General features: G+C 49.7%; 22 protein-coding genes and 1 tRNA gene. 9 read left to right on the top strand and 14 right to left on the bottom strand.

Going from position 1 to position 25,382, the window contains the following annotated elements:
* Window positions 1-6 precede the first annotated feature (6 nt).
* The 6 genes from ACKTSF_RS11430 to ACKTSF_RS11405 all read right to left on the bottom strand — a co-directional run bounded on the left by ACKTSF_RS11430 (window position 7) and on the right by ACKTSF_RS11405 (window position 8,372).
* Window positions 7-2,634 carry an ATP-binding protein gene (locus ACKTSF_RS11430; RefSeq protein WP_407889538.1) on the bottom strand — a complete coding sequence of 876 codons (2,628 nt, stop codon included), beginning with the start codon at window positions 2,632-2,634 and terminating at the stop codon, window positions 7-9.
* The gene (locus ACKTSF_RS11425) at window positions 2,624-3,838 is read right to left on the bottom strand and encodes a metallophosphoesterase family protein (protein WP_407889536.1); all 1,215 of its coding nucleotides are present in this window, start codon (window positions 3,836-3,838) and stop codon (window positions 2,624-2,626) included. Before ACKTSF_RS11425 ends, ACKTSF_RS11430 begins: the two co-directional genes overlap by 11 nt.
* Before the next feature lie 105 nt (window positions 3,839-3,943).
* The gene (locus ACKTSF_RS11420; protein WP_407889534.1) at window positions 3,944-4,285 is read right to left on the bottom strand and encodes a YlbF family regulator; all 342 of its coding nucleotides are present in this window, start codon (window positions 4,283-4,285) and stop codon (window positions 3,944-3,946) included.
* A gap of 88 nt (window positions 4,286-4,373) precedes the next feature.
* Window positions 4,374-6,473, bottom strand: coding sequence for a PBP1A family penicillin-binding protein (locus ACKTSF_RS11415; protein ID WP_407889532.1), 2,100 nt, complete (start codon window positions 6,471-6,473; stop codon window positions 4,374-4,376).
* Between the two features lie 381 nt (window positions 6,474-6,854).
* Window positions 6,855-7,322 (bottom strand): arginine repressor, encoded by a 468-nt coding sequence (locus ACKTSF_RS11410; RefSeq protein WP_407889530.1) that lies wholly within the window; start codon window positions 7,320-7,322, stop codon window positions 6,855-6,857.
* 312 nt (window positions 7,323-7,634) lie between these two features.
* Window positions 7,635-8,372: an SDR family oxidoreductase gene (locus ACKTSF_RS11405; protein ID WP_407889528.1), complete on the bottom strand. Its 738-nt coding sequence runs from the start codon at window positions 8,370-8,372 to the stop codon at window positions 7,635-7,637.
* Between the two features lie 105 nt (window positions 8,373-8,477).
* On the opposite strand from ACKTSF_RS11405, the gene ACKTSF_RS11400 reads away from it, so the two are divergent.
* Window positions 8,478-8,957: a MerR family transcriptional regulator gene (locus ACKTSF_RS11400; RefSeq protein ID WP_407889526.1), complete on the top strand. Its 480-nt coding sequence runs from the start codon at window positions 8,478-8,480 to the stop codon at window positions 8,955-8,957.
* Window positions 8,958-9,129: 172 nt separating this feature from the next.
* On the opposite strand, the gene argS is transcribed toward ACKTSF_RS11400, so the two are convergent.
* From argS to ACKTSF_RS11385, 3 genes are all read right to left on the bottom strand, one after another.
* Entirely contained in the window at window positions 9,130-10,821 is a 1,692-nt protein-coding gene (gene argS, locus ACKTSF_RS11395) for an arginine--tRNA ligase (RefSeq protein ID WP_407889524.1), read from the bottom strand.
* A 312-nt stretch (window positions 10,822-11,133) separates the two neighbouring features.
* A tRNA-Gly gene (locus ACKTSF_RS11390) sits at window positions 11,134-11,204 on the bottom strand.
* Between the two features lie 79 nt (window positions 11,205-11,283).
* Window positions 11,284-11,523 (bottom strand): DUF2187 domain-containing protein, encoded by a 240-nt coding sequence (locus tag ACKTSF_RS11385; protein ID WP_125700128.1) that lies wholly within the window; start codon window positions 11,521-11,523, stop codon window positions 11,284-11,286.
* Between the two features lie 340 nt (window positions 11,524-11,863).
* Between ACKTSF_RS11385 and ACKTSF_RS11380 the strand changes: the two genes are divergently transcribed.
* The 3 genes from ACKTSF_RS11380 (at window position 11,864) to ACKTSF_RS11370 (ending at window position 14,118) form a co-directional block, all read left to right on the top strand.
* Window positions 11,864-13,114: a peptidoglycan recognition protein family protein gene (locus tag ACKTSF_RS11380; RefSeq protein ID WP_407889522.1), complete on the top strand. Its 1,251-nt coding sequence runs from the start codon at window positions 11,864-11,866 to the stop codon at window positions 13,112-13,114.
* A gap of 69 nt (window positions 13,115-13,183) precedes the next feature.
* Window positions 13,184-13,714: a dihydrofolate reductase family protein gene (locus tag ACKTSF_RS11375; RefSeq protein ID WP_407889520.1), complete on the top strand. Its 531-nt coding sequence runs from the start codon at window positions 13,184-13,186 to the stop codon at window positions 13,712-13,714.
* A gap of 62 nt (window positions 13,715-13,776) precedes the next feature.
* The gene (locus ACKTSF_RS11370; RefSeq protein WP_407889518.1) at window positions 13,777-14,118 is read left to right on the top strand and encodes a DUF1516 family protein; all 342 of its coding nucleotides are present in this window, start codon (window positions 13,777-13,779) and stop codon (window positions 14,116-14,118) included.
* Window positions 14,119-14,324: 206 nt separating this feature from the next.
* Here ACKTSF_RS11370 and ACKTSF_RS11365 read toward each other — a convergent pair whose 3' ends face one another.
* The 4 genes from ACKTSF_RS11365 to ACKTSF_RS11350 all read right to left on the bottom strand — a co-directional run bounded on the left by ACKTSF_RS11365 (window position 14,325) and on the right by ACKTSF_RS11350 (window position 19,153).
* Complete coding sequence (locus ACKTSF_RS11365) at window positions 14,325-15,035, bottom strand: aspartate/glutamate racemase family protein (protein ID WP_407889516.1); 711 nt, start codon at window positions 15,033-15,035, stop codon at window positions 14,325-14,327.
* 5 nt (window positions 15,036-15,040) lie between these two features.
* Entirely contained in the window at window positions 15,041-16,294 is a 1,254-nt protein-coding gene (locus tag ACKTSF_RS11360) for a carboxylate--amine ligase (protein ID WP_407889514.1), read from the bottom strand.
* Window positions 16,295-16,420: 126 nt separating this feature from the next.
* The gene (gene asnB / locus ACKTSF_RS11355) at window positions 16,421-18,304 is read right to left on the bottom strand and encodes an asparagine synthase (glutamine-hydrolyzing) (protein ID WP_407889512.1); all 1,884 of its coding nucleotides are present in this window, start codon (window positions 18,302-18,304) and stop codon (window positions 16,421-16,423) included.
* A 147-nt stretch (window positions 18,305-18,451) separates the two neighbouring features.
* Window positions 18,452-19,153: a Crp/Fnr family transcriptional regulator gene (locus ACKTSF_RS11350; RefSeq protein WP_407889510.1), complete on the bottom strand. Its 702-nt coding sequence runs from the start codon at window positions 19,151-19,153 to the stop codon at window positions 18,452-18,454.
* Between the two features lie 213 nt (window positions 19,154-19,366).
* Here ACKTSF_RS11350 and ACKTSF_RS11345 point away from each other — a divergent pair, with 213 nt between their 5' ends.
* On the top strand, window positions 19,367-20,776 hold the full coding sequence (locus ACKTSF_RS11345) for a C69 family dipeptidase (RefSeq protein WP_407889508.1): 1,410 nt from the start codon (window positions 19,367-19,369) through the stop codon (window positions 20,774-20,776).
* A 69-nt stretch (window positions 20,777-20,845) separates the two neighbouring features.
* Entirely contained in the window at window positions 20,846-21,085 is a 240-nt protein-coding gene (locus tag ACKTSF_RS11340) for a hypothetical protein (RefSeq protein ID WP_020089229.1), read from the top strand.
* A 59-nt stretch (window positions 21,086-21,144) separates the two neighbouring features.
* On the opposite strand, the gene ACKTSF_RS11335 is transcribed toward ACKTSF_RS11340, so the two are convergent.
* Complete coding sequence (locus ACKTSF_RS11335; protein WP_407889506.1) at window positions 21,145-23,646, bottom strand: excinuclease ABC subunit UvrA; 2,502 nt, start codon at window positions 23,644-23,646, stop codon at window positions 21,145-21,147.
* A gap of 227 nt (window positions 23,647-23,873) precedes the next feature.
* On the opposite strand from ACKTSF_RS11335, the gene ACKTSF_RS11330 reads away from it, so the two are divergent.
* The 3 genes from ACKTSF_RS11330 to ACKTSF_RS11320 all read left to right on the top strand — a co-directional run bounded on the left by ACKTSF_RS11330 (window position 23,874) and on the right by ACKTSF_RS11320 (window position 25,323).
* Complete coding sequence (locus ACKTSF_RS11330) at window positions 23,874-24,389, top strand: phage minor head protein (RefSeq protein WP_407889504.1); 516 nt, start codon at window positions 23,874-23,876, stop codon at window positions 24,387-24,389.
* 141 nt (window positions 24,390-24,530) lie between these two features.
* Window positions 24,531-25,031: a VanZ family protein gene (locus ACKTSF_RS11325; protein ID WP_407889502.1), complete on the top strand. Its 501-nt coding sequence runs from the start codon at window positions 24,531-24,533 to the stop codon at window positions 25,029-25,031.
* 13 nt (window positions 25,032-25,044) lie between these two features.
* Window positions 25,045-25,323, top strand: a complete 279-nt coding sequence (locus tag ACKTSF_RS11320; RefSeq protein ID WP_407889500.1) for a heavy metal-binding domain-containing protein — start codon at window positions 25,045-25,047, stop codon at window positions 25,321-25,323.
* The last annotated feature ends 59 nt before the right edge of the window (window positions 25,324-25,382 follow it).

Raw genomic sequence — 25,382 nt, 5'->3', positions numbered from 1 at the left:
CCCCTCCTAATCAGTTAATCGAATTAAATTTTCTGTGGGCAATTTATCTGCAACCTCATCATCCGCGGTCAATAAAATCACCTGAATATCGCCGCTAATGGTTGCCAGCAACTGGTAAGCCGCTTGCCGTCGATCGGCATCAAAATTAACGAAACCATCGTCGATAATCACCGGCATGGCCACCTGTTGCGCCATGACTACAGCGAAGGCTAATTTCACAGCAAAGTCGAGTTGCTCGGCCGTTCCCCGTGACAGTTGCCCCACTGCACGCCAATTACCATCCGCGCGTTTGACCCGGAGCGTGGTTGGAGTGAGTTCAATTTCAGTATACCGGTTTTCCGTTAATTTACCATAGAATTGGCTAGCCGTTTTGACGATTTGGGGCAAACGGTCACCAGATGCCGCCGCCAAAGTCGCCGCTATCCATTGACTGACCAAGCGATCGATCAGCCACTGTTGGGTAGTCGTCTGCATTTGCGCAGCCAGATTCGCTAATTTTTGCCGCAAGCTGGCTTGTGTGCCACTGGCGGTCAAATGATCTAACTGTCCGGCAATGGTCGCGAGGTGCTCCGTCACAGTGTCTAACTGCTGTTGTAGATCTGTGACCTGTGCCGTAGCCGACCGGGCCCGTTGGCCGAGGTCCTCGTGACTGGTAACCTGCTGGAGCGCCGTTAAATTTTGCGCTCCCAGCTGTTCGGCCAAGGCTGCTCGTTGTTGTGTCCGATTTCCCTGCTCACGAACCTGCTGATACTGCTGATAAAAAGCATCCGTGCTTCGCAAATTTCGCGTCTGCAAGAAGGTCGTGACCGCCTGTTGTGCTTGATCTACTGCCACTTGATCGCGTTTCAACCGACTGGCTACCGCCGTAACATCGCTCTCCTGCGTTCTTAAGCGCTGCTGCGTGCTTTGTAAGTCCTGTAGCTCACGGGCCAACTGTGTAAAGTCAGCCGTTGCCACCGCTGGCAATGCCTGCTGAACGGCCGCTTGAAAGCCTGTGACCGTCGTTGTCACCGTTGCCAACTGTTCAGCCGCATTCTCGAGACGTTGTGTAAGGCGATCCCACGTCACGATAGCATCCTGGGCCGCATTCCACTGCTCTGGCGCCAAGTCACTCAGTCCGTGGGCATCTCCAATATCATCGAGTTGCTGGGTCAGATGATCACTATCTCTACCGCCCTCCCGCAACTGCGCCTGAACATCGCGAATATCTTCCGCCAATGTCTGCATTTGCCGACTAGCTGGTGTACTGCTATCCACGATAAAGACGCCATAGTAACCCACGGCCACACCAAGCAGCGCACCCACTAACTTAAACAGTGTTCCGGGGAGAAACATCGCCCCAATCAGCACGATCAGACCCGTGGCCAACCAACCAACCTGCTTATCAGCCAGTGGATTCTTGCGTTGCTGCCGCGTCGGTTGCTGTTTGCGATACTGTTCGTTGAGTTGATTGAGTTCTTGCTGAAGCCGTCGCCGTTTCTGATTTGCCATCGACAGACTCGCCATTAACTCTTGAACCTGTTGCGTGGTCGCCAGAGAAAACGCCCGCGGCATCTGCCCGTGCTTGGCGTATTGGTGTTCAATATCGCTAGCCTGACGCTGAAGCTCAGCCTGTTCAGTCTGTAATCGTTCCCGTTCCCGCGCCGCAATCGTCACGTCAGGTAACTGTGCAATCAGCGGATCAACCTGTGCCGCAACTAATAAATATTGTTGAAAGCGTGGTGGCAATTGTGCTTGCTTTTGCAACCCGGCTAGTTGCTCCTGATCCCCCTGAAGGGTTGCTGCTGTGGCATTTACCTGGTTCGTTAACCGTTCTAAGGCCGTGGCATCGCTCTGTTGAAAACCACTAGTTAAAGACGTTGTGGTATCATCTAAGGCTAGCCATTGCTGGTACGTTGACCACAGTGATAATTGCTGGTCATATTGACTGGCCACCTGTCGTTGCACCGCGAGTTGTTGCTGCAATTCTGTTTGCTGTGAACGCTGTTGCTGCTGCGTTTGTAAGAGCTCCCAGTAGGTTGTGTAGCTGGTATTTGCGCGATTTAATTTCTCAGTTAAGTCTTGATATTCCTGAAGTTGTTGGTTCAGCCGCGGCTTGCGGCCCTGTGGCTTATACAGGTCATCCGCAGCGCCATCTAGCTGATGTGCTTGAGCCAACCAAAAGTCACTGCCGACCGCTCCCACGTGTCGCAGCCGATCAATCAGCTCCTGTTTGGATGCCGCAAAAACGGTTCCCAACCGGGGCTCATTGATGGCATAAACATTGCTGAAAAGCTGGGCATCAACTGGTGCCAGTATGCGGGCCAACGCGGTCGCCGGTAACGCCAAGTCGAGGGTCACGTTACGCAACGTGACCTTCCCCCCATGTGGACCGTCCACGCGACTGACGAGATAATTCGTTCCATCCTGAGTAAAGGCAATCTCGCCACCGAAGCGACTGCCATCGAGGGGTTCGTAGCGGAGTTCTGGGTGCTTCTTCGTTGGGAAGCCAAAAAAGATAGCACCGATAAATTGCGTCAGCGTGGACTTTCCTGCCTCATTTGGCCCCAGCAGAATATTTAAGCCGGTATTTAGTGGAAAGGTCCGATCATGAAATTTACCAAAACCGTAGATTGTCAACCGTTTAAGCGCCATGATTCCCCTCCTCGCCCATCAATTCCGCCAACTGCTGACGCGCTGCGGCCTCCACTTCTGTCGCTGTCTGCGGTCGCACGAACCACTCCGCCAGTGTCTGGTCCTGATTGAGCTTGCCAAAGAGTTGCTGTAAATTCTCCGGCGTAAAGACCGCAGCGGCCCCCTGTTCCCAGTAATGCTGGTCCAGTTGTGGGGGCACCACATCGGCCGTCAGAGCGGCCACCTTAACGGCCATCACATAGCGTTGGGCCGCCCGCATAGCACGCTGCTGGGTCCTCTGCCAGAGGGCCAACCAATCGCCACTTTTCAGCTGTGCAGTATCCTCACTGGCCAGCGGTTGTTCCACCTGAACGATGAAAGCCGTCAGTGTTGTGCGATCCGCGGGATGCGCCGTTAACCACTCCACTAGCTGTTGACTTAGCGTTTGAAGGGAGTCGCCACCGGACAACGTGATTGCTTCCCAGTTGATTGTCGCCGTTTCAAAGAATTCGGGTACCAACCGCCCCTGTTGACTGGTCACCAAGTAAGCGCCCTTCGTCCCGTTCTCAGTGATGGCACGCCCCTGGGTGTTGCCAGCATATAGAATCGGCGGTTGTTCATGTAAGAATTGCCGGTGATGGATATGCCCCAATGCCCAGTAGTCGTAGTGTTTCGTCAACAATTCAGCCACCGTGAATGGCGCGTAATGGTCATCACGCCCGGTACTGACAGCACCGTGTAACATGCCGATGTGCCAGTCAGTCGCCGCATGCGAGGGAAACTGACCGACTTGGTCATCCGGTACCCAGCGTTGCGGATAGCTGAAGCCACTGATAGCAACGGTCTCGCCTGAATCTAACGTCAACGTCTTCGTTTCAGCTTCAGGACCAAACACAGTTACATTGGCCGGATATGCCACAGTCTGATGTTGATCGGCAAGGTAATCGTGATTACCAAAGCTAATCAGTACCGGAATTTGAGCGTCGTTGAGTCGTTCAAATTGTTCAAATAAATAGGCTTGTGCCGACACGCTCTGTTCCGCCCGATCAAAGAGGTCGCCGGCGAGTAACACAAAGTCCACTTGGTCGGTAATCGCTTGGTCAAACACCTTAGTTGCAGCGGAAAATGTCGACTTGCGCACTTGTGCCAACAGAACATTGGGTAAATGTTGCAGCCCCAAAAACGGACTATCTAAATGTAAATCAGCCGCATGAATAAATTTCATGGTTCGGGCCTGCCTTTCCTTAACTTTTCTTCTAATCATCATTAGCTAAAAAATCGTCGGCACCGACCTTCCCAACGGAATGGTTGCGCCGACGATTCTTTTCGCCTAGCCCTTATAAATCGCTTGGATGGGTTCGGTAATCATCTTGTTTAAATCAGTCAACAGGTCGTTAACGCCCCGTTCCTTATCCATCAAGGCCTTGATGGCATCCTTTTCGGAAACGCGACCGGCAACTTCTTGGACGTGCTTCATGTCATCGTCCGTAGGTTGTTGGCCCGTCATTTGCTTTTGTTGTAAGTCCATTTGAATTTGTTCAAATTCCTTAAACAACTTGTACGTTTCGTCGTCAGCCTTCATCGTGTCAAAAGCTGCTTGAAGATCCTTGAATTCTTGTGTTTCTTGCAAGGTTTGGGCTACTTGTTCGCCCAATGCGTGCATGTCTGCCATTAGTGTTCCTCCTTGTGGGCATTCACCCGGATAAGTTAATCACCAACCATTGTACCATGCTTTCTCACGCAACCCCAGCGCGAATCTCCTATTGCACATAGGATTTCGCCTTTTCCCACCAAGATTTAACCGTGTCGGCAGCGTTGTTAAACGACTTGCCAGCATTGTCGATACCACTCTGGACCTGATCCCAGATATCACTGGATGAGGAGGTTGTACCAGAGCTCTCGGCCTTGGCCAATGTCGATGCATCCTTGGTGGTAAATGACGTCCCCTTGGTATTGGGCAGAATCCCTTGCATTTCTGCTTGGAACAGTGGACCTTCACCGGTACCGCTGACGTTCTCCAAGTGATGCTTACTACTCGTGCTGTCAAAACCTTCCCAGGTTGTGACGACCACATCAGGGGTGTAACCGACGATCCATTTATCACGGGTCGCATCGGCATCCCCATCGGCTTCAGTACTCCCAGTCTTCCCAGCAATCGTGTACCCGTACGGCTTAGCGCTAGTCCCAGTCCCGTAGTTGAAGACGCCCATCATCATACTGGTCATCTGCTTAGCAGTCTTCTGCGACATCACTTTGGTACTCTTAGCCTTACTGTCATCCGTGCTGACGACCACGTTCCCCGAAGCATCTACAATCTTACGGATGTAATGCGCCGAGGTCATGGTCCCATTGTTGGCAAATGACGTGTATGCCTGTGCCAACTGTTGCGGTGATACCCCGGTCTTCAAGCCACCCAACGCTAACGCCAAATTCTTATCGGACTTCGTCACGGGTAACCCGAATTTCTTCACCGACTCGTAACCCTTGTCCACGCCGATCTTGTTCAACAACCACACAGCTGGTGCATTGGCACTCTGCGCGAGAGCCTGGTACATCGGCATCTTACCAGTGTATTGATTACCGTAATTCTCTGGTGTGTACTTGTTAGACCCATATGATTTCTTCTTGTTGGTCAGTTCGGAATCATAATAGTAGCCATTCTCCAAGGCTGGCGTGTAAACAGCCAGTGGCTTGATGGTCGACCCCGGTTGCCGTTGCATCTGCGTCGCACGGTTGTAGCCCCGGAAGACGTGTTTGCCGCGACCACCGACGACCGCTTCAACCCCACCGGTATCCGGATCGATGGCAATGCTGGCCGCTTGGACCTTGGTGCCATCACTCGCGTTAGCTGGGAAATAGCTAGAATTCTTAAACAGCGTCTGCATCTGTTTCTGATTCGATTGGTCTAGGGTCGTATAGATCTTGTATCCCTTGTTCATAATCTCTGATTCGGTCAGACCATACTTACTGACGGCTTCGTTGATCACGGCATCGAAGAAGTACGGGTACTTATAGGAATTCTTATACGAATAACTATCATTGGTAGTCAGTGCTGTCGCCTGATATTGTTTGGCCTGTGCCGACGTAATTGCCCCAGTCTCTGCCATCAATCCCAACACGACATTTCGTCGTGAACGTGACGCCTGGGGATGATCGATTGGATTGTAGGCGCTCGGTGAGGTCAACATCCCTGCCAGGACGGCAGATTCGGGCACGGTCAGTTGCTCGGCCGAGGTCCCAAAGTACCGTTCGGCTGCATCCTGAACGCCCCAAACACCGTTACCAAAGTAAGCATTGTTCAGATACATCGACAGAATATCCTTTTTGGTATAGACATTTTCAATTTCAATCGACAGGAAGAGCTCCTTGAACTTTCGCGTAAAGGTCTGTTCCTGCGTCAGATATGCGTTCTTGGCTAACTGCTGGGTCAAGGTACTTCCCCCACCACTGATGTAGTTGTGCCGAAGGACCTTATTTTTAGCGTACAGAAAGAAGGCCCGCGCATATCCCTTAAAGGAAAAACCATACTCGTGGTAAAAGTTCCGATCTTCCGTGGAGATCACGGCGTTTTGAACGTTCGGTGAGATGCTCTTTAACGGGACGTAGGTTCCCTTTTGGGAATACAACGTTCCGGCTTTTTGATTACTGCGGTCATAGATCTGCGTTGGATTTTCCAGCGCAGCCTTCAGGTCACCGACGTTGGCCGTCTTGGCCATGAACGTCAAGTAGCCACTTAACACCAAGAACCCACTCATCACAATAACAATCAGCCACCGCGTTAACTGAAATCGGTGCCAGATGTACTTGAAGCGAGCCTTGAAGCCTGACCAAAAGTTCTGATTAGGTTGTTGGTTATTCATAAATAGCCTCTTCTTATCTCCATTAGAATTAAACACTCAGGTTAGGCAAAACTATCCGGACTGCTGGTCTCGACAGTCAGTGCTGACTTGCGCATCCGTTAGTTAGTCGTGGCATCTCTCAACTGATGTGCACGCACGGCTCTCACATGATTCTAAACACACCACGTGTAATATCACTATTTTAGCATAGTCCGGCGATCCGCCCGACGTTTCCCGAAAACTTTACGAACCTTTAAAATAGCTTAACCCGGGGTTGACGTGCTGTTTCCCTCGTTGTCCTGGACACCCTCACCAGCCTTATCCCTTAAGTCTATCGAATCGGCAAAAAGGCGTAAAGCGAACGGCTATTCGCTTTACGCCCTCTCAAGTTATCTGGTAAGTTTAATGGACGATGTCCGGATTCATTTCGCCTGCGATCATGTCATGAAGCTTGACCGCAACCTCCGCGCTGGGGCTGATAATGAAAATAGTATCGTGCCCCGCCAATGTGCCGGCAACCTCTGGCAAATTCAAATCGTCAAAGATGGCCGCAAGTAAGTTCCCGTTACTCGGGAGCGTTTTCAAAATATTGACGAACTCAACTCGGGTCAGACCCGTAACGACCTCGTTAATGGTCTCCCGCAGCCGTTCTTCCTCACTGCGATTACCGGCCTTAAAAATCGTGTAGCGCAGGTGGCCGTGACCATCCTGGGCCTTAACAATCTGCATTTCCCGAATATCCCGCGAGATGGTGGCCTGCGTAGCTTGAATGCCAACCTCCTCGAGGTGTTCCATTAACTCTTCCTGCGTACCGATCGGATATTGATTGATCAGCTGCTCGATACGTGATTGACGCATACTTTTCTTCATTGCGACCACCCTTCCCGCATAAAATTGCATTAAGTATAACAAAGGATGCGGAATTTAGCCACACGTCTCTGCATATTTATAAAGCAAGTGTACCAAATATTCGTTTTCAACGCAAAAAGAAGCTTCCTCAGGAACGGGAAACTTCTTAACGAACTATTTTGGTTAGGCCGTGTCGCTAGTGGTTATCAAGCGTTCTACCATTCTGGTAACCGTCTGCGACCCAAGAGTGGTCTTCCGGCTAAACTGGCTTTCAATCACAAGGTTAGCATACGGCTATCAACTTTCAAGCTTAGCTAGCAGGTAGTAAAGTGACTAGCTATCCTGACGTGTTGCGGCTAAGTCAATCTCACGGACGTTAACTTCCTGTGGCATATCGTAGATAAACTTCACCGTCTGTGCCACATACTTAGGGTCTAATGTTAAGCCACCCATGGTATCCTTCCAGGCTTCGTAGTCTTTCAGTGCACCGGCATCCGTCACGTGAGTCAGCAATTCCGTCTCACCGGCGCCCGGCGCAACTAGGGAAATTCGAACGTTATCGTTAGCCACTTCCTGACGAATTGTTTCCGACAAGCCGTGAACACCAAACTTGCTAGCGACGTATGCGGCATGGTTGGCAAACGCCTTAAACCCAGCAATCGATGACATGTTAATAATGGTTCCGTGTTGCCGTTCGATCATTCCTGGTAACACGATCTGCGTCCCATTCAGGACACCCATCACGTTAGTGTCCAGCATTGTTTGCCATTCCTTAGGGTCCTGGCGTGTGACGTTTCCTAATAACATGACACCCGCGTTGCTGATCAACAGATCCGTTGGACCATATTGTGCTTCGGCCTTACGAATCGCGGCAGCCAGGGCCTCCTGATCGGTCACATCGACTGCGTCCACCAGAACATTGTCAAAATTCAACGGTAACGCCTTGATCTTTTCAACGCGTCGACCCAACAGTAACATCGGGTAACCTGCGGCATTGAATAATTTTGCATCTTCCGCGCCAAATCCTGAACTGGCACCGGTAATCACAACTAATGGTTTCACTTCTGACATAAGATAATTCCTCCTATTTTTTCCGAAATAACTTGAATAATCACAGTATATAATCTAGAGTTAACTCTAAGTCAACACCAATTTAAAAATAAAGGAGATTTTCTAATGAGCTACGCAATTGGCGAAGTCGCCGAAAAACTCGCCATCAGCCCTTACACCCTGCGCTATTACGACAAGGAGGGCCTGCTGCCCTTTGTCGACCGCAACGCTGCCGGACGCCGACGCTTCAAGGATAATGACTTTAATTATCTGGAAGTCATCATCTGTCTCAAAGAGGCCGGGGTGCCTGTCAAACAAATCGGTGCGTTCATCGACCTCTGTATGACTGGTGATACCACACTGCAGGCCCGCTATGACTTCTTAGACGATCATGAGGCTAAACTCGAAGCTAAAATGGCGCGATTGCAACACACTTTGGACTTTCTACGCTGGAAGAAATGGTACTACAAAACGGCACTCCAAGCCGGCACGGAAAGCATCCACTACCTGCCGGGTACCAACCAGGTGGATCCGGCCGCTCATGCCGAGTTTATCCAACTCGTGGCCAACGGTGCCAGTCCTAAGGATTTGGGCGCCTTGGCTTAAAGCCTAAAAGTTGAAAGCACCCGAAAACTTGAAGAGACCCAGCTAACAAGAGTTGAAGCAACTGAATTAGCGAAGAATTGTCACCCCATCCAGAGTCCACAAAAAGGCCGTCACCGACTAAGTGTAAACTTAATCAGTAACAGCCTTTTTAAACTTTAAATTTATGATGAGCTTACATTTCGTCCGGTGCTTGAACACCCAACAGACGTAAGGATTCCTTCAAAACTGTGGAGACAGCCTTGACCAGTGCTAAACGAGCTGGTAATTCGGCGTCCTCCGTCAGAATCTTGGAGTGTGCATAGTACTTGTTGAAGGTCTTAGCTAAGCGAATCGCATACTTGGCAATGACGGATGGTTCCAGTTCCTTGCAAGCCATCTTGACGATTGCCGGAAAGTCGGCCAATGTCTTAATGGTGTCCCAAGCTTCTGGATCCGTAATGGTGTTGCCGGCTGCCTTCACGTCAACGTTAGACGCCTTGCGCAGGATGCTTTCGGCACGCGCATGGGAATACTGCACGTACGGGCCAGTTTCCCCTTCGAACTTCAATTGGTCGGCCAAAACGAAGTCGATGTTATTCGTCCGTTCGTTCTTCAAATCACCGAAGACGATGGCGCCGACCCCAACCTGCTTGGCAACTTCTTGCTTGTTTGCCAATTCTGGATTCTTTTCGTTGATCTGTTCACCAGCCAACTTAACGGATTCTTCCAGAACCTTGGCCAACAAGATGATCCGACCGGAACGGGTCGATAACTTCTTCCCGTCAACAGTGATCAACCCAAATGGCACGTGTTGCAGGTTGTCGGCAGATTTAACGCCCATTTCTTTCAGAACAGCCTTCAATTGCTTGAAGTAGTAAGTCTGTTCGGAACCAACCACGTAAAGGTTCTTAGCAGGATTGTAAGTCCGGTCACGGTACAGCGCCGTGGCGATGTCACGGGTAATGTACAGGGAGGCTCCGTCACTCTTCAAGATCAAGGCTGGGTTCAGGTCGTATTTACTCAAATCAACCACTTGGGCCCCTTGTGATTCAACTAATAGGTGCTTGTCCTTTAAGATCTGGACAACTTCGTCTAGTTTGTCATTATAGAAGGCCTCACCATTGTAGGTATCGAACTTCACACCCAGTTCTTCGTAAACATCGTTGAATTCTTGGAGAGAAGCTTCACGGAACCATTTCCACAGACGGTGAGCCTCTTCATCGCCATCTTCAAGCTTCTTGAACCATTCACGCGCAACGTCGTCCAACTCAGGTTTCTCGACATCTTCCTTATGGAAGCGCACGTAATATTCAACCAGCTTGTTGATCGGGTCAGCCTTCACATCAGCTTCATTCCCCCACAGCTTGTAGGCGGTGATCAGCTTCCCAAATTGGGTGCCCCAGTCACCCAGGTGATTGTCCTTGATTGGGTGATACCCGTTCTTGGTCAGAATTTCAGCAATCGCGTTCCCGATAACTGTTGAACGCAGGTGACCCATGGACATTGGCTTAGCAATGTTAGGAGAAGACATATCGATTGGCACGTTGCCACCATTACCGTCTTCGTTTTTTCCATAGCTGTCGCCAGCGGTCAAAACCATATCCAGAGTAGCTTCACTGTAAACGCCCTTGTCAAAGAAGAAGTTCAGATAAGGACCGACGACTTCAACCTTTTCAAAGCTGGTCGTATCCAGCTTGTCAGCTAAGTCCTGCGCAATCTGTTGCGGTGCGCGGTGTAACACCTTCGCTAGTGTAAACGTCGGGAACGCCATGTCCCCCTTGTCGGACGTCTTTGGCCGTTCTAACTTGCCACTGATCTCATCAGCGGTCAATTGGCCGTCGAGGGCTTGGGCTAAGGCTGCAGTAACTGTTTGTTTGTAATCCATGCTAATTTTCCTCCCTATAGTTCACTTCATCAATGACGTTGTGCTCTTAGTTTACATCATTTCACCGGTGGGATAAAAAAACGCCCCCTACAAAAACATTTGTAAGAGACGAGATTTCCCGCGGTACCACTCTGATTGACTTAAAAGTCCACTTAAATGATCAATTTAATTGACTCAGCCGCTCCGTTCCGATGGTGAAATTACCCGGCTCACAGCCTCCCGGATTCGCTGAAAATTATAACCACCGTACTAATTCGTCTGAGGTGCTTTCGAATAATAAGAAAGACGACCCTAAAGGCCGCCCCATTCGAAAGCGGGTGACGGGAATCGGACCCGCGACACAAGCTTGGGAAGCTTGAATTTTACCACTAAACTACACCCGCACAACACAGAAAAGTATAGCATACCATCTGTGAGTTGTCATTATCTTTTTGCAAATAAATTCAAAAAAGTTGTTAAAAACTAGTTTTCATCTGCTTTGTTGCCCGTAATCTTAGCAGCCGACTTACGTACAACGGCACGGTTATTCATGTCCCCGACCGCCGTTTTATCAGCTGGATCGTAGTCACGGATCTCAACTAAAACTGAATTATCATACACTTTGGTCACTTCACCCGTGAAATCGTGTTCCAGGGGACCAAACTTCTTTGCCGCAACGTAATCGCCAATCTTAATCTCAGTATCAGTGGTTTCATCAGCCATTGTTCGTCGCTCCTTTCGTATGCAAATAATAATTATAGCCAAATTCCCTCGTGACCGCAAGCAAATGCTTCCGCCATTTCTGCCACAGAATTGTAAGAACTTTGAAACAAACAGTCAATTCCGAACCTTCGTTGTAAATGTCATGGAAAATCCACAAGAATTCAACAGTTACCGAACTCATCCGCCCTTTTCCCGTCATACATGATGAAACTCCGAACTACGACGATAGATCACCCCATAAGCTATTCAATATTCAACCTTTGAAAAATACGTTATAATCGAGTCGTTGCGTTACATCATTTTTTAGATACAAAGATACTCAGTAGGAGGAGAAGTTATTATGAAGAAATGGCAACGCTGGACGATTCGGGGAATCGCCCTCACAGCGGGATGTCTGGGATTGTTTTGGTCATCGACGACCGCTAGCGCCAATGCAATCAATACCTACATTGGTCGTCAGGATTACAGCACCCCTAAGATCACCAAGTCATATAAATCAGTCTTGCCTAAGTCTAGTTATCGGTACAACAAGCCAGAGGGTGTCGTGGTTCACGAGACGGCCAATCCCAATTCCAATATTTATGGCGAAATCACCTATATGACCAATAATTATAATAACGCCTTCGTTCACACCTTCGTGGACGCTAGTAACATTATCAACATCGCGAACACAAACTATTTGTGTTGGGGTGCCGGCCCCGTAGCCAACCAACGTTACGTGCAATTCGAGCAAGTTGAAGTCCACTCCAAGTCGGCCTTCGCTTCCGAATTAAACAACGCGGCCTACTACACGGCTTACATCCTTAAACAGTATGGCTTAACACCAAAGCGGTACACGACCATTCTTTCCCACCACGATGTCTCCAATCAACTGGGTGGGACGACCCATACCGATCCGGACGGGTACTGGTCTGCAAATGCCAAGACCTACTTTGGCACAACCTATACCATGACCGACTTCGTTAGCCTCGTTAAGACGCAGTATGCCGGTCTCAATGGGAGTAGTACGACCACCGATAATTCTTCGAACACAACCGATGAGTCTACACAACACACGGTCGCTAAGCCGAAGACGATGAAATACTATCATGGTAGTAACAACGAAACGGCCACGTTGGCCAACAACTACACCAACTGGACCGTTTACAATCACGTTAAGGGGACGAGTGGCGCCCGTAAGATTGGGTGGTCCAAGTTGAGTTCTGATTATCGTGGCGCCAAAGTCTACGTTGATAGCCGTGGTGTTAAGCAAGGCGGCTGGAGTGGCACATGGTATCGGATTCGTTTCAGCAAGAATTCCGGTGCCAAGTACTGGGTCTACAGCAAGGTGCTAAATTTCCAAAAAGTTACCTACAGTGATGCCAGTGGCTCCCCTACTCTGAAGACCACCAAGAACTCTGCGTTATACAACCACGTTCTGAACTCGAACTATCTGTCCCAGACGACGGCCCATACGCAAGACTTCAAGGCTGGCACAACGGCCAAGATCAATAAAAAGGGCTACAAGGCTAGTGACAATTCCACTTGGTATCGCGTTACCATTGCGGGTATTACCTACTGGACCAAGTCTACAAGTCTGAACTTGAACTAAGCAATCATGAATTAGGAGACGGCACACCGCGCGTGTTTCGTCTCCTTTTGTCTAAAGGAGCGACTTAAGATGGGTAAAATTCAATTCTATGGCGCCATTTCTCTCGATGGTTATTTGGCTACGACAACTGATAATATTGACTGGCTGACTGGCCTGCCGAACATCCCCGCCAACGTAGGCGCTGATACTCTAGCCACTATGTCGACCGCCATCATGGGCCGCGTCACGTACGAGGCAGTCCAGGCCATGGCCCCAGGGAGTCCATTGAATCCTCACAACCCCACGATGGTGAGTTACGTGCTAACCAGCCATCCAAGACCAACCCAACCCGGATACACTTTCACGTCAATAGACGTGGTTACACTGGCTACACAGTTGGCCCGACAGCCGGGCAACGTTTGGCTCGTCGGTGGCAGTGGCGTCTTAACCCCCTTACTGGCCGCCAACCTTGTCGACGACCTGTTTATCCAAATCGCCCCAGTTCTTCTGGGCAGCGGCAAACGCTTATTCGGTGATCTGGCACAGCCTCACAACTTTCAATTAGTCACGACCAACCAGTATGGCCCATTGTCCGAAGTCGTTTATCACCGGGTAAATTAGTTCACTTTCGCCCCTGCAATATGGTAGGCTGGACATAAATAGTGCTTAAGGGAGCGGTTACGATGTGGTTAGCCTTACATTTTTGGACCTGGATCATCCTGACGATTCTGGTGATTGTTGGTCTGACACGGCGCTCGGAAAAACGAGTGACCCAATTCTTATTACTGGCAAGACTGGCCTACCTGGTCATGATCATTAGTGGGGTCGTCCTGAGCATTCGGACATTTGGCCACGCCCCCCTACTGATCAGTCTCAAGTTTATCTTAGGGATTGCGACCATCGCGCTGATTGAAATCAGTTTCGGCCGCAAAATGGAACGTGATACGCCCCACCTGATTTACTGGGTATTGGGCGTTGTGGGCCTAATCACGGTTGGCTTGGGCCTGACTTTAGCTTTTCGGTAATATCCAGATGTAAATTAGAAGCGTGGGGCAAAAGGCGGTTAGCTGGCGAACATTAAGGCTGATAGCCGGCTAATCCTGGGTTTGGATTGTTCGGCTATCAGTTTTAAGCGGAGTCAGCTGCCTTCTGTCCCACGTTTCAGCAATATAGCTTTGGAGAGCAACAAAAGAGCCTGGGGTTTTATCCCAGGCTCTTTTGCTTACCTAAACTACTTATTGCGCATCTTCAAAGCCAGTTCCAACGTCCGGTCAACCAAAATAGATTGACTATCAGCCGTTGGGAATGTCGTTTCGGGTTCCCGTTCCTGAGCTAATGAGAGCTCGGTACACCCCAAGATAACGACATCGGCGTGTTGCGTCGTCATCATTTCACGAATGATGCGGTGGAACAGGTCGGCGTTGACTTCGTTATTTTCTTTAATATGGTGATAAATCAGCGTCATCGTCTCGTCCTCGATGGCATCGGTTGGCAGTACCGGGATTAACCCAGCTGCCTTCACTTCATCCTCATAGACCTTATCGGTGATGGTTCCTTGCGTTCCGGTAATCCCGATACGCTTGGCATCTGGATAACGACGCTTAATTTCCTTAACCGTCTCTCGCGGCATATGCAGAATAGGAATGTCGGTAGCCGCTTGCAAATCGTCATAGAAATAGTGAGCCGTGTTGCATGGCAACGTGAAGAACTCCGGGTGCAGCTGACTCTGCTGCTTGATGTCCTCTAACAAGCCTGGTAGTGGATTGGCCTGACTGTGATCCAAAATGTAGGCCGTCCGATCTGGTACCGTGGCGTGGTTGACCAAAATATAATTCAAATACTCTTGATCGGCGTGAGCTGGCGTCCGTAAGTTCAATTGATGTAAATAGCTTTCGGTGGCCATAGTGCCCATGCCGCCAATAATCGTAAAGAATTTTTGCATGGCAATTACCCCTTATTTTCTGCGAAGTACTTCTTAAAGTTAACCGTGTATTTGTGTTGCATCCACTGGATCAACGCCCAACGCTTCAGGTTCATATCCTGATCGTAACGATATGTGGTGCCGTACTTACCCGCCGCAATCAACTTTAAGGCCCGTTCCTTGTCAGCATTTTCACGCGTGTACTGCTTGAAAACCTTGACAGGAACCCCGAGCCACAGAGCGTGTTGGGTCTCATCCTTGTTTCCATAAACAGTCGGTGCGTCAGCCAGTTCACCCTTAACATAGTCCTTAACGACCCAGTCTGCAAGGTTGTATCCGTTCAACGTCACAAAAAAGCTGCTCCGACCTTGCCGCAAGTTGATTTCAAACAGCTTAAAGCTGTGGTCGCGGACGTCGTACTTCATGTCGAAGTTGGCGTAACCGGTAAAGTCGATGGCTTCCAGGAATGTTTGAATATTCTTGTAAATTGTTTCGTTGTATTCCGGAATAATTGCCACGTAATTACCAATAGCCGATGGTGCGGGATCTTCTAGCAATGGATGGCCCAAACACATCATCTTCACGTGATGGTGTTGGTCCACATAAGCATTCAGGACCCGCATGTTACTGTCATCACCGGGCACGAAGTCCTGTAAGATCAGGTCGGACGTATACCCATTTGCATAGGCCTTTGCCACAATATCCTTGAACTCTGTTTCACTCTGAATCCGGAAAGCTTTCTTCCGACCTTCGAAGTGCACGTCGAGCCACTCTACACTGTTGGCTGGCTTCAAAGCGACTGGATAGTCAAAGGGTTGTTCGACATCTCCGTCGGCCGCTTCATCCTTGGTGATGATCCGGGTTGCCGGGTAAGGCAAGTCGTACTGATCACATACCTTGTAGAAGTTTTCCTTATTGTTTAAGTGCCGCAGCTTATCGTAATCAATGTACGGGCAGATAAAGACATCTTCCAATTCGGCCTTGTGTTTACTGATCAGTTCGGCATAACCATCCCCACACCCAATTAAAATAACGGGTTCGGGATGATTGGCATACCGTTCCTTGAGTTTACGCATGGTTTCGATCCACACAGGGTCCTCATCGAACCCAGGAATCAATTCCAGGTTAACCACCTTGGTATAGCGGGTCGGGGCCAACTGAATGCTGGCGAAGGCCTGAACAGGTTCATGGTACAGATCATAAAATGACCGTGCCATCCCGTAAACGTTGAAGTCACTCCCCAACAAGATTGGGGTGAATTTTACGCCATTGTTTTCCATAACTATTTTAAAGTCCCTTCACAACTACTTTTATGTCTGTTTAAACGCAAGCAAGGTTGTTAGCGGACGAGTCCAATAGCAACCTTGAGCGTTATGGATGCACCGTGCACGGCACATCGTAAATTATTAAACTTGCGTCCGGTGGACCAGATCAACCGTCTTGGCCGTCGTATTTTCTGGGAAGTAAACTTCGTACCAGAGAATGAACGTGTAGATGGTGAAGATCTTTTGCATGCTGGACTTACCATTGATGTGTTCACGTAGAATATCCATCAAGGCTTCGGTATCAAAGAACTTGTGAGCCACATCGGAATTGAATGCCTCAATGATCCGTGACTTATAAGGTTCCGTCTTGATCCAAGTCGCGATTGGGGATGGGAAGCCCATCTTTTCCTTCTTCGCTACCCGTTCTGGCAATTCGGCCTCGGCAGCGGTCCGCAAGGAAACCTTAGTTTCATCTGTGTGGATCCGTGTCTTCACTGGCATGGTTGCAGCAAATTTAGCAACTTCCTTATCAACCAACGGCGTCCGAACTTCCAGAGAATTCGCCATACTCATCCGGTCGGCCTTGTGTAAGATATCGTAAGGTAACCAAGTGTTAATGTCGAAGTATTGCATTTGGGTCATTTCGTCCAGACCCTTGACGTCATCAAACAAGTGCTTGGTGTAGGCCCCAGCATCTTGGTTGAGCTTAGGGTTCTTCAGAATCTTGTTCCGATCATGATAGTCAAACACATAGTTGACCCGGTAGTAGCGTTCGCTCAATGGTTGGGCCCCACGCACCAGGAACCGCCGACCGTGGAATCGAGGGAATTTTTCGGCAATACCACCCAGCATCTTCCGAATACCCTTTGGCACCCACTTCTGGTAGCGTTCGAATGGAATGGCTTCGAGGTATGTGTTGTAACCTCCGAAGAATTCATCGGCCCCTTCACCAGACAGGGCAACCTTTACGGATTCCCGCGTCCCCTTAGACAAGTAGTATAACTGCATGGCTGAAGGATTTGATAATGGTTCATCCATGTAGTACATGATGGTTGGCAGGATATCGAAATAATCCTCACCCGTCATGTAGAGTGGCGTGTTCTTTTGCTTGATTTCCTTGGCAAACTCGGTAGACCAGCTCAATTCACTGTACTTAGAGTTCTTGAACCCTAGGGAGAACGATTGAATTGGCTTGAGTTTGGAGGCTTCATTCAGCACGTAGGAAGAATCAATCCCGCTAGATAAGAAGCTCCCAACCTCAACATCTGCGATCATGTGAGCCTTAACGGATTCGTCAACGATGCCACGGATCTTTTTGGCATCCTCTTCGACCGTTTGACTGTTATCGATGTGATCGTAGTTGAACTTGAAGTAACGGTGTGTTTCCGTTTCTCCGTTCGCGTGGTGAATGAAGTATTGCCCAGGCAACACCTTGTAGACATTCTTGAACATGGTGTCCCGTGATGGGATGAACTCAAAGCTCAAGTGGATTGGCAACAAGGCTTCATTGAATTCCTTCTTAAAGTTTGGGTGTTCAAGGAAAGCCTTGATTTCAGAGGCCCACAAGAACGTCTTGCCATCGTCGTAGTAGTACATTGGCTTGATACCAAAATGATCCCGGGCACCAAAGACTTCGTTGTTCGTCTTGTCGTAAATGGCAAAGGCGTACATTCCCCGAAGCCGATCCAACAATTTAGGACCCCAAGCATCATAACCGTGGATCAAAACTTCAGAATCCACATCAGTTTGGAATTCATAGCCGAGCTTTTGTAAGTCAGCCCGAATTTCTTTGTAGTTATAAATTTCACCATTAAAGGTTAAGACCTTCGTTTGGTCCCGGTTGTACATCGGTTGCTTACCGTGAGCCAAGTCAATGATCGACAGCCGACGGAAGCCCATGACAGCTTGGTCATCACTGAAGTAAGCCTCGTCATCTGGCCCCCGGTGCTTGATGCGGTCTGCCATATCATTAATCGTGGTAGCCGGAACATCCTTTTGGTTCACGTAGCCAACGAATCCACACATGTGCGTATCCCCTTTTTCCTGTTTATTATTAAGTCTAATTTGGTCGTTCATTAAAATTTAAATGAAACACAACACCCATCATTTTAGCAAATTTATTTCGGGAATACCATATTATTAAGGATTCTTAAACGGTTCGCTGAAAATACCCTATGATGGGGCCAATTCACTAAGCTTGATGGAATCGGTTACTTTGACCTGACGCCGGCCAATTGTCTCAATAATTCCAGACGTCGCTAATTGACGTAGCTTGCGGCTTAACGATTCCGGTGTCATCCCCAAATAAGCGGCTAAGTCCTGCTTACTCATGGGTAGGTCAATCGTCCCAGTTGTATGACCGGTGAGTTCCTGTAAATACCCTGCCAAACGGGGCAGTGCATCGGGAATCGCCAACAGAGTTGCTTGGTGCTCAGCGGCCTTCAACCGGTCGACCAGGGCACCCAGTAAGGCCATTGACAATGGTGGCAGCTTTTTGATCAGCGCCGTCAGCGCGGCCCGCGAGATGGTACACAGCTCCGTTGTCTTGGTGGCTTCGGCGTATGAGGCGTGGATTTCATCCGTAAACAGCGCAATTTCACCAACAAAGTCTCCCGGGTTTAGGACCCGTAAAACTTGTTCTCTGCCATCCTCGGCCAAATGGTACAGGCGGACCTGCCCCTGATTAACGATATACAGCGTTTGCGAAACCTCGCCCGTACTAAAAACAGCGCCCCCTTTTTCGGCGTGAATCGGTCGGGTCACTTGCGCCACCGAAGTCATCTGCTCGCTCGACAACCGCTGAAAAATTGGCACCTGTGAGACACACTCTAATTCTCGTTCAATCGAATGCTCATGCGTATGGACACTTGCCATCACGACATCTCCTTTAAAATATTGACTACCGGTTATCCTTGACCGACCGTCTCCGGCATATCGACGACGAATCGGTCATTGCTGTTTAAGTTCTGCAATCATCTACGGTCTATTCTAGCAAATAATTGACTATAAACGGTGTGCAACGGCTTATTCGGTAAAAATATGCTATAGTAAATCTTATATTTGAGCATTTTCGAAGGAGGAACCCCCATGTCTCGTCAAACCCATCAGGCCTGCACCTCATTTCTCGCCGGCAAGCTGGCTACCATCGACAGTAGTCCCTTAATTGCCCGCAATGAAGATAACGGCGTCGCCATCTGGCCAAAGCAAGCCGTCGTACACCCAGCGACCGATAACACAAACACAACCTTTATCTCAAAGAATAATCACTTCACGACCACACTTCCGATCCACGCGGCCCACTACACTGCCGTGCCGGATACGGATCCCAGTGAAGGCGATTACGCCGAAAGTGGCATCAATGGTCATAACGTGGCCATGAGCGCCACGGAATCCGCCTATGCTAATAGTCGTGTTCTAGGCGTGGATCCACTCGTTGATGATGGCATCGCCGAAGATGCGATGGTCACTGTCGTTTTACCCTACGTGAACTCGGCCCAAGCCGGCATCAAGCGGCTGGGTCACCTCGTCGAGACCAACGGTGCAGCCGAAGCCAACGGTGTCCTCTTCAGCGACAGTGACGAAGTCTGGTATATGGAAATTGTCAGCGGACATCACTGGGTCGCTCAACGTATCCCAGACGATATGTATGCCGTAGTCGCCAATCAGCTGGCCATTCAGGACATTGACTTTGACCGTCCTGCTGACTTTCTGACCTCCACTGACATCCGACACTTCGTTCAGGTCAACCACCTCAATCCAGATGGCAATCGGTTTAACTCTCGGCATATTTTCGGCACACAGACTGTATCTGACGCCCACTACAATACGCCCCGGGTCTGGTATGGACACAAGTTATTCACGCCTAGTGCCTTTGAAAATCCGACCGATCAGGAGCTCCCTTTCATTCGTCACGCGGAGAGAAAAATCAGCGTGCCAGATGTCGCAGAATTACTAGGTTCTCACTACCAGGAAACCCCCTACGATCCCTTGGGCGATGGTACTGAAACCGAACGCCACCTCTACCGGTCCATTGGCCTTTCACGCACGGAGAATTCTCACATTCTGCAGATCAGACGCCACGTCGTCCCCCAACTCGCCGGGCTCATTTGGCAATGTCTGGGTAATCCTGCCTTCAACCCATATGTTCCTTTCTACGCCAACGGCGATCAACTGGGTACTGCCTATGCGGCGGACAACCAGCAATTCTCTCCACAGAATCCCTATTGGGCTGGTAAATTGCTTGAGGATCTCAGTGAGACGCACTATCACCAGAATCGCCAGCTCATCGCCGACTTTCTAAAGCGTACGCAGTCATTGGGGATTCAGCGAGTGACCGTGGGCGATGCCCTGACAACGACCGACGACACGAACTTAGGCCGCTTCAATGCGGCCACCGCACAACGCTTTGCGATCGAAATTGAAAATCAGGCCGGCAAATTGCTCTGTGCCAACGCTGAACAGTCGCAACTGTCTTTTACTATGGACCAGAATTTGTGAATTGATACCGTTTTCAGAGCAAGTGCGGTATAATGAAATTAGCAGCTAGCCCTGAAAGGAATGATTATAATGGATGAAGTTGTACTCTTTAATCCTGGCGATTCAATTGGTAACTTTCACGATTATCACGAAGCCGTCCAATCGGCGCAGATCTATCAAGAACGGCATACCGATGCCGGTCACGTTTTGGTAGTGAAGAGCGAAAAAGGTGAGCCTTCCTTTGATATCTTCCTAGCAGAATCACAACTGGGAAATGGCCAGACCGGCCACGCGGCCAGCGAGCGTTACCAGATTTCCAAGAAACTTTAATTTAGATAAAGCGAGCGTCGACGAAGATTGGTTCGTCGGCGCCCTTTTTGTCTAAATGTTTATTCAAATAGGTCTAACTGTGCCTTCAAGTACTGGCCGGTGACACTAGCCGGGGTCTCACTGACCGCAGCCGGTGTCCCGGTTGCCACCAATTGGCCCCCGGCAATCCCACCGCCGGGCCCCATATCAATCACGTAGTCCGCGTTGGCAATCAGATCTAAGTCGTGCTCAATAGCAATGACCGTGGCCCCTTGCTGCAGAAGCTGATCGAAAACCTTGATCAACTGCTGAATATCCAAAGGGTGCAAGCCAACCGTGGGTTCATCAAAAATAAACAGCGTCCCATTCTGACGCTTGCCAATACGGGAAACCAACTTCAAACGTTGGGCCTCCCCACCAGAAAGTGCTGGCGTGCTTTCACCGAGTAACAGGTACCCCAGCCCCATGTCATGAAGCGTCTGTAAGGTCTGCTCGATGCCGGCTTCTTCGACAAAGACGGGTAAAGCCTCATCGACAGATAGTGCCAGAACATCGGCAATGCTGTAATCCTGCCATTTCACGGCTAACGTTTCTTGATTATAACGCTGACCGTGACATTGCGGACAGACCTCCGTAATGTCCGGCAAATACTGAACATCCAAGGAAATCTGGCCAGTTCCATTACACGTCGGACAAGCCCCCGCCTTAACGTTGTACGAAAAGCGGCTATTGGTATAACCCTGTTTCTGAGCTGCCGGTGTGGCCGCAAACAGCTTCCGCAAGCGATTTAAGATATCAGTATACGTGGCCACCGACGACCGGACATTCTTACCCACTGGAACTGAGTCGACCTTGATAACGTGCCGAATGCCCGCCCGGTCGAGTTGTGTAACGTGTTTAGGTAACGGCCGATGCGCCACTTCGGCTTCAATCGCCGGAATCAGACTGTCGAGAATCATGGTCGTCTTGCCAGCACCACTCATCCCCGTGACCGTCGTTAACCGATTCTTGGGAAATTTCACGGCCACATCATCGATGTTAAATCGATGCTGAACCTCCAGACTAAGCTGACCTTTTTGCCAAAGTGCCTGGTTGCTCAGCTGTGGCCGCTCACGCAACTGGGTCGTCCCGTTCAGGAATGGGGCAATCAGTGAATGTGAACTATGGGCCACTTCAGCGACCGTGCCCTGATCCACCACCGTACCGCCATTTTTCCCAGCGCCGGGACCAATCTCAATCACATAATCGGCTGCACCAATAATTCGGGTGTCATGGTCAACGACTACCACAGAATTTCCTTGCGCTACCAATCCCCGAAAAGCTTTGATCAGACCGGTCACGTTAGCCGGATGTAAGCCGACAGACGGTTCATCCAAGACGTACAAGACACCAGTCGTTGCGCTTCGTAAGGTTCGTCCCAACTGAATTCGTTGGAGTTCCCCCGTCGATAACGTTGCCCCGGGCCGACTCAATGTCAGATAATCTAAACCCAGGTCGACCATTGGTTGGAGGCTACGTACTAGCTCATCAACGAGATCCGTTCCCAGCTTATACATCCTGGTAGGAAGCCAGTCAACAATTGTTCCAGCGAATTCGCGCAATTGCTTCACAGGCAAATCACTGACCTCAGCCAGATTCTTACCGTTTAGCAATTGCTTCAACAGCTTCGGGTTCAACCGCGTACCCTGACAGGTCGGACAAGTGTCAAACGTATAAAATTTATTGAGCTTCGCAATTGTCCGTTCATTCGTTGTCGTAGCTAAGCTATCTTCAACCGCTGCAAAGGCGTTCTCGTAGACGGCATTATCCATGTGGAAGATCTTTCCCTTGCTACTAGGAATCGTGATGGCCACATTCTGTTTGGGCCCATGCAAGACCCGCTGTTTGTCGGCTTCGCTCAGATCCTTGTAGGGAATATCAATGGGAATCCCAATACCATTGGCCACTAAGGGCATAAAGTTACGGCCAGGCAAATGCCAGGACGCCACGGCCCCCTCTTCAATCGTCTGGTCCTCATTTGCAATCAATAGTGACGCATCCAGCTGCCGGACCTGCCCCAGACCGCCACAGGTCGGACAAGCACCGTCAGAGTTAAATGCGAAGTCTTCGGCCCCGGGCGCACGGAAAGTCACGCCACAGGTCGGACAGGTCACGTAGCCGTCATTTTCGGCTACTGCCAGTGTTGGTGGTACCTGATGACCATTGGGACAGACGGGCGATCCCAGTCGCGAAAAGACGAGCCGTAAAATATTGAGACTTTCCGACATCGTTCCCACGGTCGAACGTACCCCAGGAACTTGGGGACGCTGACGGAGAGCCAGTGCGGAGGGCAGGTATTCGACGGATTCAACGGCCGCCTTACCCATCTGATTGATGCGCCGGCGGGTAAACGTGGACAGCGCATTCAGATAGCGCCGGGCACCCTCGGCGTAGAGCACCCCCATAGCCAGTGATGACTTACCGGAACCACTGCGCCCAGTGATCGCCACGAATTTATTCAACGGAATATCAACATCTAAATTCTTGAGATTGTTGACCTTTGCTCCACGAACTTTAATCTTAGTCGGTAACTGATTTGCCATAAAAATTAGGGACCCCTTTCGAAATTAGTCAGTAATTTTATTCTACCCTACTTATCCTAAAAATTCAGGGTTACGGCTTAACTATCGTTTTAAGCACGAAGTAGTCGTTCCCCCGGGTAACTGGCCGCGACAATCGTCGGATCGGCGAACAGTTTCGCACATTGGCAAGCGTCTCGTGTATAATACGATGATAGGGCTTTCAAAATTCATTTATGGAGGCAATTCTTGTGAAAAAGAGAAGCGACATTTCAATTAGCATTATCGTCTTTTTAATCCTAGATGTGATCCTCGGTAGCATCTTTTACACGCTGGGATACGCCATCACCTGGTCAACTGGCATCGCGGTGGTCTTGGCCATCATCTACTGGCTATTTCCGCAGATTGGGCGCCTGCTCGGGCTTAACCGGCCACAAGCCGAGCACCCCATTCAACCGGTTGAAACACCCTACACCGATTACTATCAGATCACCTGCGTTCTCGGCCGGGAGACCTGTCCAGACTGCGGCGCACAGGATGGTCGCGTCTACCGGACGGATGAAGCACGACCGGGGATCAACTATCCCCCCTTCCACGACGGCTGTCGGTGTATCGCCGCCCCATGTACGGGTGATCTCCCCACGACCACAAATCGGCAGTATCTCGATCCAAAGACGGGCGAATTGGGGATGGGCCCCTATCTGACGTATAGTAACTGGCGAAAGGCCATGCTCAAAGAATACGGTAAGGACGTTTTTCAAAAATAGTGTCCCGAGCAGGCATCGAACCTGTCCACGCCGATTCACACTGAGGAAATTGCGTGCTAATTTTTCAATAAATAAATCGTCAAAACCAATTGTCCCCTTACCGGCAAATCGGTATACTGGAAAAGTTAGGAGGCGGTAATCATGGGCCGTTGGATCCCATTCATTGGCGTCAGTCTACTGTGGATCGTACTGCTCCTCAGAGATTTTCAACAGCACCGTTACCGCCGAATTTGGTGGTGGCTAGGCTGTTGGGGACTAAGCGCCCTGACTTGGACGCCGGTCACCATTACGCTGGGGGGTAGTGTGGGCCAGATTCAAACTTTTTGGATCGCCGGTGGTACCTGGGTTATTTGGCCCCTACAACCTGCCAGTGTTGACTTGTCATTCTGGTTGAACATTGTCATGACTATCCCACAGGGTATCATCTGGCAATACAATCACAGTCAACACCGGTGGCGACAATGGCTACTCGCCGGTCTTGCAACCGGATTGACCCTAGAGGGTGGACAAGCTATCTTTAATGGACTGGTCAGTCTGGGTCGTTGGGTCGACATTAATGACGTCCTGACAAATTGTACGGGCGTCATCATTGGCGCGGCTTGTATGCTAGCCCTGCAACGCCATTATCGGGTTTTAAAATGAGGAGGAATGTCATATGTTCATGACGACTGGAGGCTTAAACCGGTCCCATCAAATTCAAGGCATCTTGACGGCAACGGCCCACACCATGTTACGGTCGGAAAAGCCGGATCAATTCGAACTCTTCGACGGCTTATTCGACGATGCCAAACAAGAGTTAATGAAGAAAGCACAAGAAATGGGGGCAGACGGCCTGATTGAAGTTCGCTTCAATACTGAGATTGCGCAAATGAATGTTGCCCCGAAATTTCTAGTGGTTCACGGCTACGGGACAGCTGTTAAATTTCCTAAATAAAAAAAGTTTTAATTAAGGGTTCACATTTATACACAGATAGTGTAATATATTATTTGTTG

The organism is Levilactobacillus muriae, from assembly GCF_045862015.1.
Classification (GTDB): domain Bacteria; phylum Bacillota; class Bacilli; order Lactobacillales; family Lactobacillaceae; genus Levilactobacillus; species Levilactobacillus muriae.
The sequence above is the reverse complement of the archived record's forward strand: the minus strand, read 5'-3'. Positions and strand labels throughout refer to the sequence as shown.